General features: G+C 35.6%; 14 protein-coding genes. 10 read left to right on the top strand and 4 right to left on the bottom strand.

Going from position 1 to position 18,425, the window contains the following annotated elements; all coding sequences use genetic code 11:
- Positions 1–13: 13 nt before the first annotated feature.
- The 4 genes from ileS (at position 14) to F6U93_RS03110 (ending at position 6,488) form a co-directional block, all read left to right on the top strand.
- Positions 14–3,436, top strand: a complete 3,423-nt coding sequence (ileS, locus tag F6U93_RS03095) for an isoleucine--tRNA ligase (RefSeq protein ID WP_150936715.1) — start codon at positions 14–16, stop codon at positions 3,434–3,436.
- A 4-nt stretch (positions 3,437–3,440) separates the two neighbouring features.
- Positions 3,441–3,818 carry a TraR/DksA family transcriptional regulator gene (locus F6U93_RS03100; RefSeq protein WP_150936717.1) on the top strand — a complete coding sequence of 126 codons (378 nt, stop codon included), beginning with the start codon at positions 3,441–3,443 and terminating at the stop codon, positions 3,816–3,818.
- Between the two features lie 83 nt (positions 3,819–3,901).
- Entirely contained in the window at positions 3,902–4,528 is a 627-nt protein-coding gene (locus tag F6U93_RS03105) for a lipoprotein signal peptidase (RefSeq protein WP_150936718.1), read from the top strand.
- 67 nt (positions 4,529–4,595) lie between these two features.
- Positions 4,596–6,488 carry an OmpA family protein gene (locus F6U93_RS03110; RefSeq protein WP_150936720.1) on the top strand — a complete coding sequence of 631 codons (1,893 nt, stop codon included), beginning with the start codon at positions 4,596–4,598 and terminating at the stop codon, positions 6,486–6,488.
- On the opposite strand, the gene F6U93_RS03115 is transcribed toward F6U93_RS03110, so the two are convergent.
- Genes F6U93_RS03115 through F6U93_RS03130 form a run of 4 tightly spaced genes read right to left on the bottom strand, consistent with a single transcriptional unit; the run spans position 6,485 to position 9,330 of the window.
- On the bottom strand, positions 6,485–7,048 hold the full coding sequence (locus tag F6U93_RS03115; RefSeq protein WP_150936722.1) for a 5-formyltetrahydrofolate cyclo-ligase: 564 nt from the start codon (positions 7,046–7,048) through the stop codon (positions 6,485–6,487). The two genes, F6U93_RS03110 and F6U93_RS03115, sit on opposite strands and share 4 nt — an antisense overlap.
- Positions 7,049–7,050: 2 nt before the next feature.
- A complete protein-coding gene (locus F6U93_RS03120) occupies positions 7,051–8,034 on the bottom strand; it encodes a succinylglutamate desuccinylase/aspartoacylase family protein (RefSeq protein ID WP_150936725.1) in 984 nt (327 codons plus the stop codon).
- Positions 8,034–8,909 (bottom strand): 30S ribosomal protein S6--L-glutamate ligase, encoded by an 876-nt coding sequence (gene rimK / locus F6U93_RS03125; RefSeq protein WP_150936727.1) that lies wholly within the window; start codon positions 8,907–8,909, stop codon positions 8,034–8,036. Before rimK ends, F6U93_RS03120 begins: the two co-directional genes overlap by 1 nt.
- 1 nt (position 8,910) lies before the next feature.
- Positions 8,911–9,330, bottom strand: coding sequence for an ATP-dependent zinc protease family protein (locus F6U93_RS03130; protein ID WP_150936729.1), 420 nt, complete (start codon positions 9,328–9,330; stop codon positions 8,911–8,913).
- A 131-nt stretch (positions 9,331–9,461) separates the two neighbouring features.
- On the opposite strand from F6U93_RS03130, the gene uvrC reads away from it, so the two are divergent.
- The 6 genes from uvrC to pgi all read left to right on the top strand — a co-directional run bounded on the left by uvrC (position 9,462) and on the right by pgi (position 18,423).
- Positions 9,462–11,255 (top strand): excinuclease ABC subunit UvrC, encoded by a 1,794-nt coding sequence (gene uvrC / locus F6U93_RS03135; protein WP_150936731.1) that lies wholly within the window; start codon positions 9,462–9,464, stop codon positions 11,253–11,255.
- A gap of 27 nt (positions 11,256–11,282) precedes the next feature.
- A complete protein-coding gene (locus tag F6U93_RS03140; protein ID WP_317132817.1) occupies positions 11,283–13,523 on the top strand; it encodes a patatin-like phospholipase family protein in 2,241 nt (746 codons plus the stop codon).
- Positions 13,524–13,788: 265 nt separating this feature from the next.
- Positions 13,789–14,568, top strand: a complete 780-nt coding sequence (locus tag F6U93_RS03145; RefSeq protein ID WP_150936733.1) for a DUF3108 domain-containing protein — start codon at positions 13,789–13,791, stop codon at positions 14,566–14,568.
- Between the two features lie 2 nt (positions 14,569–14,570).
- Complete coding sequence (locus F6U93_RS03150; RefSeq protein WP_150936736.1) at positions 14,571–15,494, top strand: tryptophan 2,3-dioxygenase family protein; 924 nt, start codon at positions 14,571–14,573, stop codon at positions 15,492–15,494.
- Positions 15,449–16,789, top strand: coding sequence for a peptidoglycan DD-metalloendopeptidase family protein (locus tag F6U93_RS03155; RefSeq protein ID WP_225312529.1), 1,341 nt, complete (start codon positions 15,449–15,451; stop codon positions 16,787–16,789). Before F6U93_RS03150 ends, F6U93_RS03155 begins: the two co-directional genes overlap by 46 nt.
- 17 nt (positions 16,790–16,806) lie before the next feature.
- Positions 16,807–18,423, top strand: a complete 1,617-nt coding sequence (gene pgi, locus F6U93_RS03160) for a glucose-6-phosphate isomerase (RefSeq protein ID WP_150936737.1) — start codon at positions 16,807–16,809, stop codon at positions 18,421–18,423.
- The last annotated feature ends 2 nt before the right edge of the window (positions 18,424–18,425 follow it).

Consider the following 18,425-nt stretch of genomic DNA (forward strand, 5'->3'; position numbering starts at 1 on the left):
GAATTTGAAGTCAATGAACGCTAAATTTCCTGAATATAAAGGTCTTAACTTACCAAACGTAGCAACAGAAATTCTACAGTATTGGAAAGAAAACAACATTTTTGAGAAAAGTGTAACTACCAGAGAAGGTAAAGAACCGTATGTGTTTTTTGAAGGGCCACCTTCAGCAAACGGACTTCCGGGAGTACACCACGTTTTAGCGCGTGCTATTAAAGATATTTTTCCACGTTACAAAACCATGAAAGGTTACCAAGTGAAGCGTAAAGCAGGTTGGGATACACACGGTTTACCTATTGAATTGGGTGTGGAAAAAGAATTAGGTATTACAAAAGAAGATATTGGTAAAAGTATTTCTGTTGAAGATTATAACGCCGCGTGTAGAAAAGCCGTAATGCGTTATACCGATGTTTGGAATGACCTTACCGAAAAAATGGGTTATTGGGTAGATATGGACGATCCATACATTACTTATGAGCCTAAATACATGGAGTCTGTTTGGTGGCTTTTAAAAGAAATATACACTAAAAATTTAATGTATAAAGGCTACACCATTCAGCCGTATTCTCCAAAGGCAGGAACTGGTTTAAGTTCTCACGAAGTTAACCAGCCAGGTGCTTACCAAGATGTAACAGATACGACTATTGTGGCTCAGTTTAAAGCTGTAACCGAAACGCTTCCTAAGAGTTTCGATGCCCTCCTTGAGGAGGGATTAAGGGAGGTGTATTTCTTAGCGTGGACAACCACACCTTGGACTTTACCAAGTAACACTGCATTAACTGTTGGACCAAAAATTGACTATGTTTTAGTAAAAACATTCAATCAATATACATTCGAACCAATAAACGTTGTTTTAGCAAAACCATTAGTTGGAAAACAATTTGCAGGAAAAAACAATGTATTAGTTGAAACTGTTGAAGATTTAGAAACTTACAATTCGGGCGATAAAAAGATTCCATATTTAATTGTAAAAGAGTTTAAGGGCATCGATTTAGTTGGTATTAAATACGAACAACTTTTACCTTACGCTTTACCAAATGATAATCCAGAAAACGCTTTTAGAGTGATTGCTGGTGATTTTGTAACAACTGAAGATGGTACAGGTATCGTACACACCGCGCCAACTTTTGGAGCAGACGATGCCTTGGTGGCTAAACAAGCCACGCCAGAAGTACCTCCAATGTTAGTAAAAGATGAGAACGGAAACTTGGTGCCTTTAGTAGATTTACAAGGGAAATTTAGACCAGAAATGGCTGAATTAGCCGGGAAATACGTAAAAAACGAATATTACGACGAAGGTGAAGCGCCAGAACGTTCTGTAGATGTTGAAATCGCTATTAAATTAAAAGAAGAAAATAAAGCCTTTAAGGTTGAAAAATATAAGCATAATTACCCACACTGTTGGAGAACCGATAAACCTATTCTTTACTACCCGTTAGACTCTTGGTTTATAAAAGTAACCGATATCAAAGGGCGCATGCATGAATTAAATGCAGGCATTAACTGGAAGCCAAAATCAACAGGAACTGGACGTTTCGGGAATTGGCTTGCAAACGCCAACGATTGGAATTTATCACGTTCACGTTATTGGGGTATTCCGTTACCAATTTGGAGAAGCGAAGATGGTAAAGAAGAACTTTGTATAGGTTCTGTGGAAGAGTTAAAAGCCGAAATGGCAAAAGCGGTTTCAGCAGGTGTTTTAGCTAAAGATATTTTTGAAGATTTCGAAGTAGGAAACAATTCCGAAGAAAATTACGCGAAATTAGATTTACATAAAAATATTGTTGATGACATCGTATTGGTTTCAGCGACAGGACAGAAAATGTTCCGCGAAAGCGATTTAATTGATGTGTGGTTCGATTCTGGTTCTATGCCTTACGCACAATGGCATTATCCTTTTGAAAATAAAGAATTAATTGACGATAATAAATCATTTCCAGCAGATTTTATTGCTGAAGGTGTCGATCAAACGCGTGGATGGTTCTATACACTTCATGCGATTGCTACTATGGTTTTCGATTCTGTGGCTTATAAAAACGTGGTGTCTAACGGATTGGTGTTAGACAAAAACGGACAAAAAATGTCGAAACGTTTAGGTAATGCTGTCGATCCTTTTGATACTTTAGGTGAATATGGTGCCGATGCGACGCGGTGGTATATGATTGCAAACGCTAACCCTTGGGATAATTTAAAGTTTGATCTTGAAGGTGTTGAAGAGGTGAAACGTAAGTTCTTCGGAACCCTTTATAATACCTATTCTTTCTTCAGTTTATATACGAATTTAGATGGGTTTAGTTATGCTGAAGCAGATATTGCTTTAGAAGATAGACCTGAATTAGACCGTTGGATTCTTTCAGAGTTACATACGTTAATTCAAAAAGTTGATGCTTTTTATGCCGATTACGAGCCTACAAGAGCAGCGCGTGCTATTTCAGATTTCACACAAGATTACGTGAGTAACTGGTATGTGCGTTTAAGTAGAAGACGTTTCTGGAAAGGCGATTACGAGCAGGATAAAATTTCGGCTTATCAAACGTTGTACACCTGTATGGAAACCATTGCGAAGTTGGCAGCGCCAATTGCACCATTTTTCATGGATAAACTGTATTTAGATTTAAATTCGGTTTCTGGAAAAGAGCAGTTTGAAAGTGTGCATTTAGCAAATTTCCCAGTTTATAACGAAGCTTTTGTTGATAAGAGTTTAGAACGTAAAATGGAAAATGCGCAGGTTATTTCTTCATTGGTACTTTCATTAAGAGCTAAGGAAAAGATAAAAGTGCGTCAGCCGCTTCAAAAAATCATGATTCCTGTAGATTCTGAACAGCAAAAAGAAGAGATTTCGGCGGTATCAGAATTGATTAAGCACGAAGTGAATATTAAAGAAATAGAACTTCTTGATGATGCTTCAGATATTTTAGTAAAACAGATCAAACCAAACTTTAAAGTTCTTGGTCCGCGCTTTGGAAAAGATATGAAAGCCATTGCAGGAAAAGTAATTAACTTTACGCCAGAAGATATTAATAAAATTGAACAAAATGGTTCGTTAGAAGTTGATATTAATGGAAAAAATATTACATTAGAACGCTCGGATGTTGAAATTACCTCACAAGATATCGAGGGGTGGTTGGTTGCAAATGAAGGCGCTTTAACAGTGGCTTTAGACGTAACAATTTCAGAAGAATTACGTAAAGAGGGGATTGCTAGGGAGTTAATTAACCGCATTCAAAATTTACGAAAAGATTCTGGCTTTGAAGTGACAGATAAAATTGCTGTAAAACTTCAAAAAGATGAGCAAATTGTAAACGCTGTAGAGGCAAATGTGGCTTATATTAAGTCGGAAACTTTAACCAATGAACTAGAAATAGTTGAAAACTTAGACGATGGTATCGATATTACTTTTGATGATGTCAATACCAAATTGTTTATAGAAAAACACTAACATTATGGCAGATAACGTAAGATATTCGGATGCAGACTTAGCAGAATTTAAAGCATTAATTTCAGACAAAATTGAAAAGGCAAAATACGATTTAGATCTGATTAAGAGTGCCTATATGAACAATTCAACTAACGGAACTGAAGATACATCACCTACTTTTAAGGCTTTTGATGAGGGGAGTGCTGTTATGAGTAAAGAATCAAATTCTCAATTGGCTATTCGCCAAGAGAAGTTTATTCGCGATTTAAAAAATGCACTTATTCGTATTGAGAATAAAACCTACGGTATTTGTCGTGTTACAGGTAAATTAATTAACAAAAAACGATTGGAGCTTGTGCCTCATGCGACTTTAAGCATTGAAGCGAAAAACATGCAAAAATAATTTTTATATAGTAATATAGTTTAACGTCTCAATGGTATTGAGGCGTTTTTCATTTTTTATGCTTTGTTAGCTATTAATCAACCATGTCTTTAAAAAAATCCATATTTATTATTATCATCATCTTATTGGTTGATCAAATCAGTAAGGTGTATGTGAAAACACATTTCGCGCTATACGAGAGTGTTGACGTGTTTTCATGGTTTAAAATCTATTTTATAGAAAATGATGGCATGGCTTGGGGGACTAAAATTAGCGATTTCACCTCTTTAATTTCAGATCGTACGGCTAAAGTGGCTTTGACCTTATTTCGTGTTTTTGCAATATTTGGGATTGGGTATTGGTTGTATGATAGCACAAAAAAACAGAGCTCTAAAATTTTAATTCTAGCCATTGCTTGCATCTTTGCCGGCGCCTTAGGCAACATTATAGACTCGGTGTTTTATGGTGTGCTGTTTGAGGATAGTTATAATCAAGTGGCGGCTTTTTTACCAGAATCAGGTGGATATGAAGAAGTTTTGCATGGGCGTGTGGTTGATATGTTATACTTTCCTTTGATTTCTACAGACTTGCCTCAATGGGTGCCAATTTATGGAGGAAAACGCTTCAACTTCTTTGAACCTGTTTTTAATATTGCCGATGTAGCCATAAGTACCGGTTTTGTTATGCTCATTGTTTTTAATAAACAGGCCTTTTCTAGTAAAACAGCGTAAATTTAATGGCTTTAGAGTTTTCTTGTGATAAGGTATTTCCTATATTTGGGAACCTAAAACCTTATGAATGAAGCCTAACCACCTGCTACTAACCCTAATCTTAGTTTTTTATTTTCAGAATAGTTTTGCTCAAAATAGATTTGATGTTGTTTTTCCGAGAAATGACAAGGATAGAACTGAAAATTGTAAATCCTGTTTAGAGGCCTTCCGAAGCAAGCCTAAAGAAGTGAAATATGCCGTTAAGTTAGACGGAAACAACCTTTATTTTGAAGTCAACGATAAAGATTGGTTTAATCAAGTGTTTGAAGGGGATACCGATGGCATTGCTGTAGATATCGTGACTAAAGATATTTATGATTGTAGTCTAGATACTGTTGTTAATGAGCAAATTAGAGGTAGGCTCACAAAACCTTTGTATGGAGCAAGGTTACGAAATGGATTGAGGAAAAATGGGGAGAACAGCTACCGTGTGCATGTAGGGCGTGTTAATGATACCGAAATAAAAAAGCCAGTAGAATTTAATATTTTATTTTTAGGAAATAAGAACTTATGCCGCTACAATCTTATTTACGACTTGGAGTCTTATCCTTGGGGCTTGTTGGATATGGGTATGTATTTAGATACCTTAACCTATAGTACCAGACGTATTCAGTCAAAAGCCAAAGAAGGTTTTATTCTGAAAAACAAAACGCTGAAATTTAAAATTCCTTTTGAAAAAGATAAAGCAGAGTATTCTCAAGAAGATATGAAGCCGCTTTATGATTCGCTGCGATTAACCGATTATAATATTAAAACCATCAATATTAAAGCCTATGCATCTGTTGAAGGAAGTTTGGAGCGAAATATAGAATTACAGCAGCAACGTGCCAATAGTATTGTAGCGGCTTTGCAAACCTTTCAGCAGCCTGCTATTGAAACTCAGGTGTCTTCTTCAGAAAACTGGGTGGAATTTTTAAATGATATTAAAGGTACCAAGTACGAAAGTTTATCTAAACTGAGTAAAGACCAAGTGAAAGGGAAGTTAGCTGGTGGTCTTAGTGCAGAAATGGAGCCTATTTTAGAGCGCCATAGAAAGGCAGTTATAGAGATGGAGCTTGAACGGAAAGATAAATATAAAGTCATGCCGGAAGATGTATTACTCGAGAAATTTCATGCGGCTTTAAGTGCTGAAGATTTAGAAACAGCTATAGCTATTCAAAATTCCATTTTTTCTAAAATTAGGTCAGGTAGTCTTTCTTTTATGGCTTTGAGGAAAATGGAGATACCAAGACAGGCTGAATTTGCCACACTTATCAATAAGAACTTGGTGTTTTTATATACCATAGATGAGCGTCAGGGTTTAAATGTATATAAAAAATTACTTGAACTTGAAAAGTTGGTACCTGACAATGCTGAAGTGAAATATAATATTGTAGCCCTTAAAATTAAAATATGGCGTTATAAATGGCAGGAGGTTGATGAGGTCAAGCTGAAACAACAAATAAACGCTTTAAAAAATTATGGCATTGATGATCTGCTAATTACTCGTATGATGGTGAATTATCATATTACTAAAGCTGAAAACTACATGCGCAATCGCGATTATGACAATAAAGATAAATCGGTGGCCTTTATAAATGATCATTATAAAGAATTTACTTTTTCTGACTATGATTATTTGAGCTTAGCACAGTTTTTTACTTATTATGCTAATTTAGATTATGCCGTAGCTTTATTAACTGAAAAGGCTAAAACCATTGATGTCGATGAAGATTTATTATACTATTATTTAAATTTAACGCTAGTAAATAAAGAACTAACTCAAGATCCGGATTATAGAACGGTTTTATTGAATGCTTTTAATATGAATCAAACCCGTTTCTGTAAATTGTTTAACGCAGTCGCTGATGGCGGTGTGACTTTTCAGTTGTTAGATGATGCTTATTTAAGAACGACTTATTGTGAAAGTTGTACTGATTAAAATTGGTACACTTTATTTGGTGTAACACAATAGTCTAGTTTAACATCGGTTTCAAAGGTTTCGATAGTCTCGGCTTCGGCTTCAAAAAAGGACAATCCGATTTTGATAGTTTCGGGCCTGCATTGGGCTAGAAAGCGATCGTAAAAGCCTTTGCCGTAGCCTACTCGGTTACCCTGTAAGTCAAACGCTAAAAGCGGAATAAAAACCACATCAGTTTTACTGTTTTCAATAGGAATACCATCAACAGGTTCGGGAATATTGTAGCTGTTCTTTTTAATAACAGTATTGTCGGTTAGTAAAAAGCTGTGCATTTCTCCAGTTTTGAAATCACTTTTTGAAATGAGTATGTTTTTGTCCTTACCCGATAAAATATTCAGAATATAATCGGTGTTTATTTCCTTTAGTTCAGCTATCGTTAAAAAAATGTGGTAGAAGCTGTGCTTCCAAATAGGAAGTTTTAAAAGTTGATTAGAAATAGCTAAGCTTAAGTCTTCAGCTTGATCTTCAGTCAAATTACGGCGAAGCGCTTTGTATGTTTTTCTTAGTACTGATTTGTCCATACTTAAATCAATACCCGTTTAATTTTTTTTGAAATATGAAATAAAGCATCGCCTTGGTAAACAATAGGCGCTTCATTAACATTTATAATGTATCCTGAATTGGGGGCTTTTACTGAGTAATCAAACTTGCCGTAAGGGTCGGTTATATGTCCCAGAATGTCACCTTTTAAAACATAGGCACCAATACGGATGGTTTCTTTAAACATGCCCGAGTATTTAGCACGCAACCATTTGCTATCATCTATAAACACGCAATCCTGCCTTGGTTTGGTAGATTTAACTGTGCTGCTGAGCATGCCTAAATGTTTTAGAATGCGTTTACAGCCATTTACACCAGAATTGGTCACGGCATCATCAATATGAAACGACTTACCGCCTTCAAAAAGTAGAATAGGTTTTCCTAATTTCGAACAGGTGGCTCTAAAAGATTTTGATAAGTTTTTAGAATATAAAACAAAGGGTGCCCCAAATACTTTGGCTAGTGCAATAAGTTCTTCGTTAGATTTTTCAAAACGAAGTTGGGGTGCATTAAAGCGTCCTGAACCCCCAGTGTGAAAATCAATGATGAAATCAACATTCGGGATCACATCATTGATTAGTTTATAGGCGACTCTTCCTGCAAGAGAACCTGTTGGGCTTCCTGGGAACACGCGGTTTAAATCACGGCCGTCAGGGAACTCTCTTTTTAAATTGATAAACCCAAAAATATTAATAACCGGCATACAAATCACCGTGCCTGCTTTGGGTTTATTAATACCTTTTGCAATGAGTTGTCTCACAATTTCTACACCATTAACTTCATCACCGTGAATGCCTGCAGTAAAGAGAACGGTAGGGCCTGGTTTTTTGGCACGTTCAATAATGATGGGCACGTTTACCGGTGTTGAAGAGTGTAAATTGGCGACGTTAAAATTAACCTCTTTGCCTTCTCCGGGTTTTATGGTCACCCCAAGAATATGTAAATCGCCGTTATTTATGGTTGTCATTATCGTTTGTTTTTTTCAATAAAAGTGATAATGGATTTTGCAATGTTTCTACCTGTAGCCTTTTCAATACCTTCTAATCCTGGTGTTGAGTTGACCTCTAATAATAAAGGTCCTCTAGACGACTGTAACATATCTACGCCGCAAACAGGAAGTTTTAAAGCGGCAGCTGCACTCATGGCTAGTTTAAGCTCATCGTGACTCAGTTTTATGATATTTGCCGATCCGCCACGGTGTAAGTTAGAACGGAATTCACCTTCTTTACCTTGACGTTTCATCGCGCCAACCACTTGGCCGTCTACAACTAATGCACGTAAATCGGCACCGCCTGCTTCTTTGATAAATTCTTGAACAATCACACGGGCTTGAAGGCCATTAAAAGCTTCAAGAACCGACTCGGCTGCACTTTTTGTTTCAGCCAAAACCACACCTAAACCTTGGGTGCCTTCTAATAATTTAATGATGACTGGGGTGCCTCCAACGTGTTCAATAACTTCTTCAACATCTCTAGAATAGTTGGTGAAAACGGTTTTAGGCATACCAATTCCTGCTTTGCTTAAGCGCTGTAAGCTGCGCAGCTTGTCACGAGAACGTTGTATAGCATCAGAAGTGACAATGGTGAAAACACCCATCATTTCAAATTGTCTCACCACGGCACAACCGTAGAAAGTTACCGAAGATCCAATTCTAGGGATGATAGCATCAACGTAATCTAGGTAGCGATCTTTATAGTAGATGGTAGGTTTTTCCTTCTCAATAATGATATCACATTTAAGAGGATCGATGATTTCCATTTTGTGTCCCCTTTTTGTGCCTTCTTCAATGAGGCGGTCAGTGGAGTATAACTGTGAGTTTCTTGATAGAACGACTATATTCATGTTATTTTTTTAAGAAAGAAACGTTTAGTAGATCGACATCTACAATAAATTTTTGTTTTAAGAACTGTCTGCCAATAAGTACAGGGAACTTCATATCGTGTCGTGTGCTTAAAGTTAAGTTAATCTTATAGATTTTGCCAAAAAATATGACATCAGATTTTATTTTATAACGGTTTTCTTTAAAACCATTGCTGCTTTTAACATCGGTGAGCCAAAACGTGTCGAAAACTATCTCTGTTTTACCAAAGTTTTTGTGGGTGCTGCTGTTAAAAATACATCTTAAACTACCGTTTTCTTCAATGATTTTAGAACAATGGATGGTAGATGTGTAAGCTCCGGTATCCATTTTTACATCAATATTGAAGAGTCCTAAATTAGGAAAGTCAACAATGTCTGTACGTCCAATGGTTTTTTTGCTCATTTTAATTTTTTTTAAAAGTGGCGCAATGTAGTTAAATAGTTTACTCAAAGATAAATAACCTCTTTTTATTTCTACGATTTATAAGGAGGCCATTTTTCGGTAAAAAATTAAAAAGAATTACCTTTACAATAATGGATATCCCAAATATAGACATACAATTAAAAACGCTTCCAAATCAGCCTGGGGTTTATCAATACTACGATAAAGAGGGCAAAATTATTTATGTTGGGAAAGCGAAAAATTTAAAGAAAAGAGTCAGTTCTTATTTTAATAAAACCCATGATAGTGGTAAAACCCGGGTGTTGGTGAGCAAGATTGTAGATATCAAGCATATTGTGGTTGACACCGAAACGGATGCACTTTTATTAGAAAACAATTTAATTAAAAAATACCAACCACGTTATAACGTATTGCTTAAGGACGATAAATCGTATCCGTGGATTTGTATTAAAAATGAACGTTTCCCGCGCGTGTTTTCTACACGGCGTGTTATTAAAGATGGTAGTGAGTATTTTGGGCCTTATACCAGTGGAAAAACAGTTTACACTTTATTAGATTTAATAAAAGGACTTTATAGTTTACGAACTTGTAATTACAATTTATCTGAAGAGAAGGTAGATGCTGGAAAATATAAAGTGTGCTTAGAATACCATTTAGGAAATTGTAAAGGCCCTTGTGAAGGTTTGGAAACTGAATTGGAGTACAACGAAAACATTAAGGCGATTCGTGAACTTTTGAAAGGGAATTTTAAAGATTCATTACAGCAATTTAAGCATCAAATGAAGCAATTTGCTGAAAACTTACAGTTTGAAGAAGCACAAAAAATTAAAGAAAAGGTTGAGGTTTTACAGAATTATCAATCAAAATCTACCATTGTTAATCCGAGAATTAGCAATGTAGATGTGTTCTCTATTATGAGTGATGAAAGCTATGGCTACATCAATTTTTTGCAAATTTCCTACGGGTCTATTATTCGTTCGCATACCTTAGAAATAAAAAAGAAACTAGAAGAAAGCGATCAAGAGCTTTTAGAACTTGCTATTACAGAAATACGACAACGATTCAATTCTAATTCCAAAGAAATTTACGTACCTTTTAGTGTGAATTTGGGTGAAGCTATTAAAGTGACGGTGCCTAAATTGGGCGATAAAAAACACATTTTAGATTTGTCTTTACGAAACGCGAAGTATTATCGTATGGAGCGTTTTAAGCAGATAAAAATTGTTGACCCCGACAGGCATGCCAATCGTATTATGGCGCAAATGAAAATAGATTTAAGGTTATCGGAAGAACCACGACATATAGAGTGTTTTGATAACTCGAATATTCAAGGAACAAACCCAGTGGCTGCTTGTGTGGTTTTTAAAGACGGAAAACCTAGTAAGAAAGATTACCGTCATTTTAATATTAAAACCGTTGTAGGGCCTGATGATTTTGCTTCGATGGAAGAAGTCGTATACAGACGTTACAAGCGTTTGGTTCAAGAAGAACAACCGCTACCACAACTTATAATTATTGACGGGGGAAAAGGACAGTTGTCTTCAGCGTTAAAAAGTTTAGACGATTTGGGACTACGAAATGAAATTGCTATTATAGGAATCGCAAAACGCTTGGAAGAGTTGTTTTATCCAGATGACCCGATTCCGTTATATTTGGATAAAAAAAGTGAAACCTTAAAAGTGATTCAGTTTTTAAGAAATGAGGCCCATCGTTTTGGTATTGAGCATCACCGTAACCGGCGTAGTAAAGGCGCGTTGAATACCGAATTAGAATCCATTGAAGGCATTGGTGAAAAAACCATTGTGGAACTTTTAAAACATTTTAAGTCGGTTAGACGTATATCAAATGCCGAGCGCAAAGATCTGGAAGCTGTGGTTGGTGTGTCGAAAGCGTCAAAAATATATAATCATTACCATCAAAAATAGTATGAATATCATAACCTAAATTAAGAATTGATTCAAAAATTACTCATAGCTCTTGTTTTTGTTTCCGCTTTATTTTCCGCGGAAGCGCAAACTAATGCACAAGATGTAAAACCTAAAGTTGGTTTGGTGCTTAGTGGTGGTGGGGCTAAAGGTTTAGCGCATATTGGGGTGCTAAAAGTGATTGATAGTTTAGGGGTTGAAGTGGATTATGTGGCAGGTACCAGTATGGGGGCTATTGTTGGAGGATTATATGCTTCGGGCTACTCTGGGAAACAACTAGATTCTTTGTTTAAGATTATAAATTTTGACGACCTTTTAAGTGATGAGCTACCAAGAACCTCAAAAACTTTTACCGAGCGTGATAATGCAGAGAAGTATGCGGTAAAACTGCCTTTTAATAAGTTTTCGGTAAAATTACCATCGGCGCTTTCTAAAGGTCATAATACTTATAACTTGTTTTCAGATTTATTGCTTCACGTGGGTGATGTTGATGATTTTAGTAAGCTTCCTGTTCCGTTTTTTTGCATGGCTACCAATATTGAAAATGGCCGTCAGGTGATTCTCGATAAAGGTAATTTAGTACAATCTATTATGGCTAGTGGGGCTCTACCGTCGTTATATCAGCCTGTTATTATTAATGAAGCGGTTCTTGTAGATGGTGGTGTGGTCAATAATTATCCGGTAGATGAACTTCGTGATTTAGGTGTGGATGTAGTGATTGGTGTTGATGTACAAGATGGTCTAGCAAATCGGGAGCAATTAACTTCAGCCCCTGATGTTTTGTTTCAAATCAATAATTTTCGAACTATTGAGGATATGCGCCTAAAAGTTCGGAAAACAGATATTTATATCAAGCCCGATATTATGGAGTTTAGTGTGATTTCTTTTGATGAAGGGCAGCAGATTATTGACGCAGGATATGAATCGGCTTTAACAAAAGTGAAGGTACTTAAAAAATTACCAAAGCATGAACCCGATGGGGTTAAAAAACCATTGAAACTTGAACCGATGGATAGTGTTACTATTAATAAAATCAGGATAATAGGCAGTGAAAATTACACGAGAGCGTATATTTTGGGTAAGTTGAAATTAAAGGAGAAAGAAAAAATTAGTTATAAGGATTTTAATGATGGGGTTAATAACTTAGTGGCAACTGATAATTTTGATGCTTTCGAATATCAGTTGAAAAAATCTAAAGATACCCTAGGTTATGATTTGATTACTCGTGTCAATGAATCTCCGGTGAATACTTATTTAAAATTTGGAGTGCATTATGACGACTTGTATAAAACCGGGGTGTTACTCAACTTGACTAAAAAGCGCATGCTTTTTAAGAATGACGAGATGTCATTTGATTTAATATTGGGTGATAACGTGCGTTATGATTTTGAGTATTTAATCGATAAAGGGTTTTATTGGAGTATCGGCTTGCGTTCTAGGTATGATCAATTTGAGCAAAAAGTAGGGGCAGGAATAGTGCTTGAAGAAGAAAGCTTGAGAAGTAGCAGCGGGTTGAATAAAATTGATGTGAAATTACGGGATTTAACCAATCAGTTTTATGTGCAAACTCTATTTAAAAGAGATTTTGCGTTTAGCATGGGTGTGGAGCATAAACATTTAGAAATAGATACTGAGAATTTAACCGGAATAGATAATGATGTGTATTCCTTTGAAAGCACGAACTATTTAGGTTTGGTTGGAGGCTTGAAAATGGATAAGTACGACGATTTTTATTTTCCGAGTAAAGGCGTGTATTTTGATGGGCAATTAAATATTTATCTTTATTCATCAAGTCAGGGAAGTGATTTTGAAAACTATTCCATTGCCAAAGCTAATATGGGTTATGCTTCAAAAATCACTGATAAATTAGCCTTTAACTTTCAAACTAGTGGGGGTTTTAAATTTGGTGATAAATCTGACCCTGCTTTAGATTTTGCTTTGGGCGGTTTTGGTAATCATTTCATTAATAATTTTGTGCCCTTTTTAGGTTACGATTTTGTGTCCCTAACAGGAAATAGTTACGTGAAGTCGTTCTTGTCTTTAGATTATGAGATTTTTAAAAAACAACATATTCTAGTAGAAGGCAACTGGGCTAATATTGAAGATGATATTTTTGATTCTGGAGAATGGTTTACGCTACCAAGTTATACCGGGTATAGCTTGGGGTATGGGATGGAAACTTTTGTGGGGCCTATTCAACTTAAATATACTTACTCGCCAGAATTAGGAGAAAGTATCTGGTTTTTTAATGTTGGTTTTTGGTTTTAGTATGGCATGTGCGCTTGAATTTTTGTTGATAGATCTATGGTAATTATATCCAATAGGTCTTTTTTTATGGCAATAAATTGAATACATTTATTTTCTTTAGTTGAAAAATTCTAGAAGTTTCATTTTAGCGTATAATTGGTGTTAGATGAGCGCTTCTATAGCTATAGAAAATTTTAAAGTTTGTTTTTCGGAATGGAAATTGTAATGTTCTGTAAAGCAATAAATAGAATGTCAATAAGTTCTATTGTAAACGACCCATTGAACCATGAGAAAAACACTGTTTGTTTTATTTTTTTTAGTTAGTATGTCTTCCATCTTTGCACAACAGGAATCTGCTTTTGGTGAAGGTGAATGGTTTAAGTTTAAAATGAGTTACAGCAATTGGCTTAAAGCTGGAAATGCAACTTTGACCGTTAAAGAAGGGCAACTTGAAGGGCACGATGTGTATCACGTGGTTGGAAAAGGGTGGACTACCGGTATGATTAAATGGTTTTTTGCTGTTGAAGACCGTTATGAAACTTACATCGATAAAAAAACAATGTTGCCTTATAAGTTTGTGCGAGATATTGATGAAGGTGGCCATAAAAAAGATGTCGTGATTGACTTCGATCAAAAAAAGAACAAGGCCTATGTTCATGACAAAAAAAGAGACTCTAAAAAGGTTTTTGATACGAAACCCAATATTCAAGATATGGTTTCAACCTTTTATTATCTTAGAAATAAGTTAGATACCAGCTCACTTAAAGTAGGTCATGAAGTGCATGTCGATATGTTTTTTGATGAAGAAAATTACGGATTCAAATTAAAATATTTAGGTGAAGAAACCATTACTACCGATTTTGGACCTGTACGTGCTCTGAAGTTTAGACCTTATGTTATGGCAGGTCGCGTTTTTAAAGAAGAAGAAAGCTTAACGCTATGGGTGTCTAAAGACAAGAACAAAATTCCTTTACGCATACAAGCGAGTTTAGCCGTAGGATCTTTAAGAGCCGATTTAGAAGGTTTTAGTGGTTTAAGTCATTCGTTTAAAACAAGTAATAAATAATCATGTCGGACTCTAAGATAAGAGCTAAACTCAAAGAAAAGTACGAAGCCATTGATCAAGATTTGGATACGCATCTCGAAGGTTTATTGCATAGCAAGCCTATTAATTACTGGGATTACATTCATACCGATACCTTATTAAATCTTCAAATACCACGTACAGATTTTCCTGATGAGATGGTGTTTATCATGTATCACCAAATTTCAGAACTTCTTTTTAAAATGGTGTTGAGTGAAATCAAACAAGTCGCCGAATCCAAAAACTTAACAGCAGAAACGTTTACCGATAAAATCATGCGGGTGAGTCGTTATTTTGATGTGCTTACTTCCTCTTTTAGCATCATGAAAGACGGTATGGATATTGAACAATACAATAAATTTAGAACCACATTAACACCGGCAAGTGGTTTTCAAAGTGCACAATATAGAAAAGTTGAATTTGCTTCAACTGAACTTATAAATCTGATCGATAGACGTTTTCGTGATAGTATTGATCGCAACACGTCTTATGAGCATGCTTTTGAACATTTGTATTGGCAAGCCGCTGGAAAAGATTTTGTTACAGGAAAAAAGAGCTATACTTTAACAATTTTTGAACAGAAGTATAAATCAGAATTTATTAATTTTACCCGGTTTTATAAAAACAACAATTTGTGGAGCAAATTTAAACAATTACCCAAATCTGCTCAAGAGAACAAAGCTTTGGTAAAAGCGATGCGTCACTATGATTATACCGTGAATATCAAGTGGGTGATGGCGCATTATAATACCGCAAATCATTATTTAAATATTGGGGGAGAAACAGCCGAAGCCACTGGGGGTAGTGAGTGGGTTAAGTATATGCATCCCAAATACCAAAAAAGAATATTTTTTCCAGAATTATGGACAGAGAAAGAAAAAGAAGTATGGGGAACAAATATAGAATAGCAGCCATATTATTAGTTGTATTATTTTCAGCCTGTAATGAGGCAGCAAAAAAAACAGCGCCAGTAGTTAAAGTAGAAATTCCTAAGGTACCAGAAGTTAAAGAGATTGTTGAGTTTGGTTTTAAGCTAAACGATTATATCGTGAAAAGAGACACCATTAAAAGTGGTGATAGTTTTGGGCATATATTAGGACGAAATAATGTGGGCTATTCCACCATTCATAACATTGTTGAAAGTGCAAAGAACACCTTTGATATTAGAAGCCTTCAATTAGGAAAACCTTATACGCTTTTGTGCGCTAAAGATTCCTTAGAAACACCAGAATGTTTTATCTATCAACCAAATTTAGAAGATTATGTGGTGATAGATTTTAAAGATTCTATTCAGACATATGCCGATAAAAAACCAATCAATTATATCGAAAAGTCAGCTACAGGTGTGATTAATAGTAGTATTTCTGAAACCCTAGAAGAACAAGGTTTGAGTCCGCGATTGGCCTTTAAGTTAGCTGATGAAATTTATGCTTGGACCATTGATTTTAGAAGACTTCAAAAAGGCGATCGCTTTAAAGTGATTTACACTGATAAGTATATCGATGATTCCATTTATACCGGAGTCCATAATATTAAAGCGGCATATTTTGAACACAACAGTGAGCCGTTTTATGCCTTTGCTTTTGAAACCGATGCCGAAAAAGGTATTGTTGATTATTTTAATGAAGATGCTAAAAATTTACGTCGTGCCTTTTTAAAAGCCCCTGTACAATTTAGTCGTATCTCTTCAAGGTATAACTTAAAACGTCGTATTGCAGTTTATGGTTATAAGTTAAGACCACATAAGGGAACCGATTTTGCTGCACCAATTGGAACGCCTATTATGGCTACTGCAAACGGAACAGTAACCAAATCTGAGCGTCGTGGTGGAAATGGCAATTATGTAAAAATTAGACATAATGCCACTTATGAAACGCAGTATCTACACATGAGAAAGCGTAATGTTAGGGTAGGAGACTATGTAAAACAAGGTGATGTTATTGGCTGGGTAGGTATGACAGGAAACACCGGTGGGCCGCACGTTTGCTACCGTTTTTGGGTTAACGGAAAACAAGTTGATCCGTTCAAACAAAAACTACCACAAGCACAATCTATTTCAGATTCATTAAAGATTGAATACTTAGAGTTTATTAAGCCGATTAAGGAGCAATTAGATGATATTCCTTTTGAAGTGAAACCAGAACTTATTGAAGAACCGGAAAGAGAAACCGTAAGACAAAGTAGTCAAAATTTAATTTCATAACTAACTATAAAATAACTATGCTACCAACAACTAACCCAACTACTACAAAATCCTGGAAAAAACTTCAGGAACATTTTGAAGACGTAAAAGCCCTTCATATGAAAGATTTATTTGCTGCCGATGCTGAGCGCGCTAATAAATTCACTATAAAATGGGATGATTTCTATGTTGACTTTTCAAAAAATAGAATCACAGAAGAAACGTTTAAATACTTACTTGAATTAGCCGACGATGTTAAATTAAAAGAAGCCATTCAAAGTCAGTTTTCAGGTGAAACCATTAATAAAACAGAAGGTAGAGCCGTTTTACATCCAGCACTTCGAGCACCAAAAGAGGCCAATTTCAAAGTGGAAGGTAAAAACGTCATGCCTGAAATTTACGCTGTTAAAGAAAAAATAGAAGGATTTACTAATGAAGTTGTAAGTGGTTCTCGAAAAGGTTATACCGGAAAAGCTTTTGCCGATGTGGTTAATATTGGTATTGGTGGTTCAGATCTAGGGCCAGCTATGGTTGTAGATTCCTTACAATATTATAAAAACCATTTAACTACACATTTTGTGAGTAATGTAGATGGTGATCACGTAAATGAGGTTATTAAAAAATTAGATCCAGAAACGACACTTTTCGTTATAGTTTCTAAAACCTTTACAACACAGGAAACCCTTTCTAATGCCAACACCATTAAAGATTGGTTCTTGAAATCAGCTCCTGAAGATGCTATTGCAAAACACTTTGTAGCGGTTTCAACAAACCTTGAAAAAGTTCAAAATTTTGGTATTGATGCCAATAATATATTCCCAATGTGGGACTGGGTTGGTGGTCGTTTTTCATTATGGAGCGCCGTGGGTTTAACCATTAGTTTAGCGGTAGGTTACGATAATTTTGACAACCTGCTTAAAGGCGCTCATAAAATGGATGAGCACTTTAGAACTGAAGATTTTGAGTCTAATATTCCAGTTGTTTTAGCTTTAATTAGCGTTTGGTATAATAATTTTTTCAATGCTGAAAGTGAAGCTATTATTCCTTACTCTCAGTATTTAAATCAGTTTGCAACCTATTTGCAACAAGGGATCATGGAGAGTAACGGGAAAAGTGTTGATAGAAATGGAAATCCTATTAATTACCAAACCGGAACCATTACCTGGGGTGAACCAGGAACAAATTCGCAACACGCCTTTTTTCAGTTGATTCACCAAGGTACAAAGTTGATTCCAGCCGATTTTATTGGATTTGCAAAATCACTTCACGGAAATCAAGATCATCAGGATAAGTTAACATCTAACTTCTTAGCTCAAACAGAAGCTTTACTTAACGGAAAAACTGAAGCTGAGGTTGTTGCCGAGGGCACAGCTGAAGACATCATTCCATTTAAAATATTTTCAGGAAATAAACCTACAAATACCATCTACATCAATAAACTCACTCCAGAGAGTTTAGGAAAATTGATAGCGCTTTACGAGCATAAGATTTTCGTTCAAGGTATTATTTGGAATATTTTTAGCTACGACCAATTTGGTGTGGAACTCGGAAAGCAATTAGCTAGTAAAATTTTACAAGAATTTAACAATAGCAAGACAAATAATCATGATGCTTCCACAGAGAATTTATTGAATTATTACAGAAAATTTAGTTAATA

The organism is Pseudotamlana haliotis, from assembly GCF_008806375.1.
GTDB classification, from domain to species: Bacteria; Bacteroidota; Bacteroidia; order Flavobacteriales; family Flavobacteriaceae; genus Pseudotamlana; species Pseudotamlana haliotis.

Excerpts from the sequence above, each read along its gene's own strand:
- ileS (WP_150936715.1), top strand. The coding sequence starts at position 14 with ATGAACGCTAAATTTCCTGAATATAAAGGTCTTAACTTACCAAACGTA.
- F6U93_RS03100 (WP_150936717.1), top strand. The coding sequence starts at position 3,441 with ATGGCAGATAACGTAAGATATTCGGATGCAGACTTAGCAGAATTTAAA.
- F6U93_RS03105 (WP_150936718.1), top strand. The coding sequence starts at position 3,902 with ATGTCTTTAAAAAAATCCATATTTATTATTATCATCATCTTATTGGTT.
- F6U93_RS03110 (WP_150936720.1), top strand. The coding sequence starts at position 4,596 with ATGAAGCCTAACCACCTGCTACTAACCCTAATCTTAGTTTTTTATTTT.
- F6U93_RS03115 (WP_150936722.1), bottom strand. The coding sequence starts at position 7,048 with ATGGACAAATCAGTACTAAGAAAAACATACAAAGCGCTTCGCCGTAAT.
- F6U93_RS03120 (WP_150936725.1), bottom strand. The coding sequence starts at position 8,034 with ATGACAACCATAAATAACGGCGATTTACATATTCTTGGGGTGACCATA.
- rimK (WP_150936727.1), bottom strand. The coding sequence starts at position 8,909 with ATGAATATAGTCGTTCTATCAAGAAACTCACAGTTATACTCCACTGAC.
- F6U93_RS03130 (WP_150936729.1), bottom strand. The coding sequence starts at position 9,330 with ATGAGCAAAAAAACCATTGGACGTACAGACATTGTTGACTTTCCTAAT.
- uvrC (WP_150936731.1), top strand. The coding sequence starts at position 9,462 with ATGGATATCCCAAATATAGACATACAATTAAAAACGCTTCCAAATCAG.
- F6U93_RS03145 (WP_150936733.1), top strand. The coding sequence starts at position 13,789 with ATGAGAAAAACACTGTTTGTTTTATTTTTTTTAGTTAGTATGTCTTCC.
- F6U93_RS03150 (WP_150936736.1), top strand. The coding sequence starts at position 14,571 with ATGTCGGACTCTAAGATAAGAGCTAAACTCAAAGAAAAGTACGAAGCC.
- F6U93_RS03155 (WP_225312529.1), top strand. The coding sequence starts at position 15,449 with ATGGACAGAGAAAGAAAAAGAAGTATGGGGAACAAATATAGAATAGCA.
- pgi (WP_150936737.1), top strand. The coding sequence starts at position 16,807 with ATGCTACCAACAACTAACCCAACTACTACAAAATCCTGGAAAAAACTT.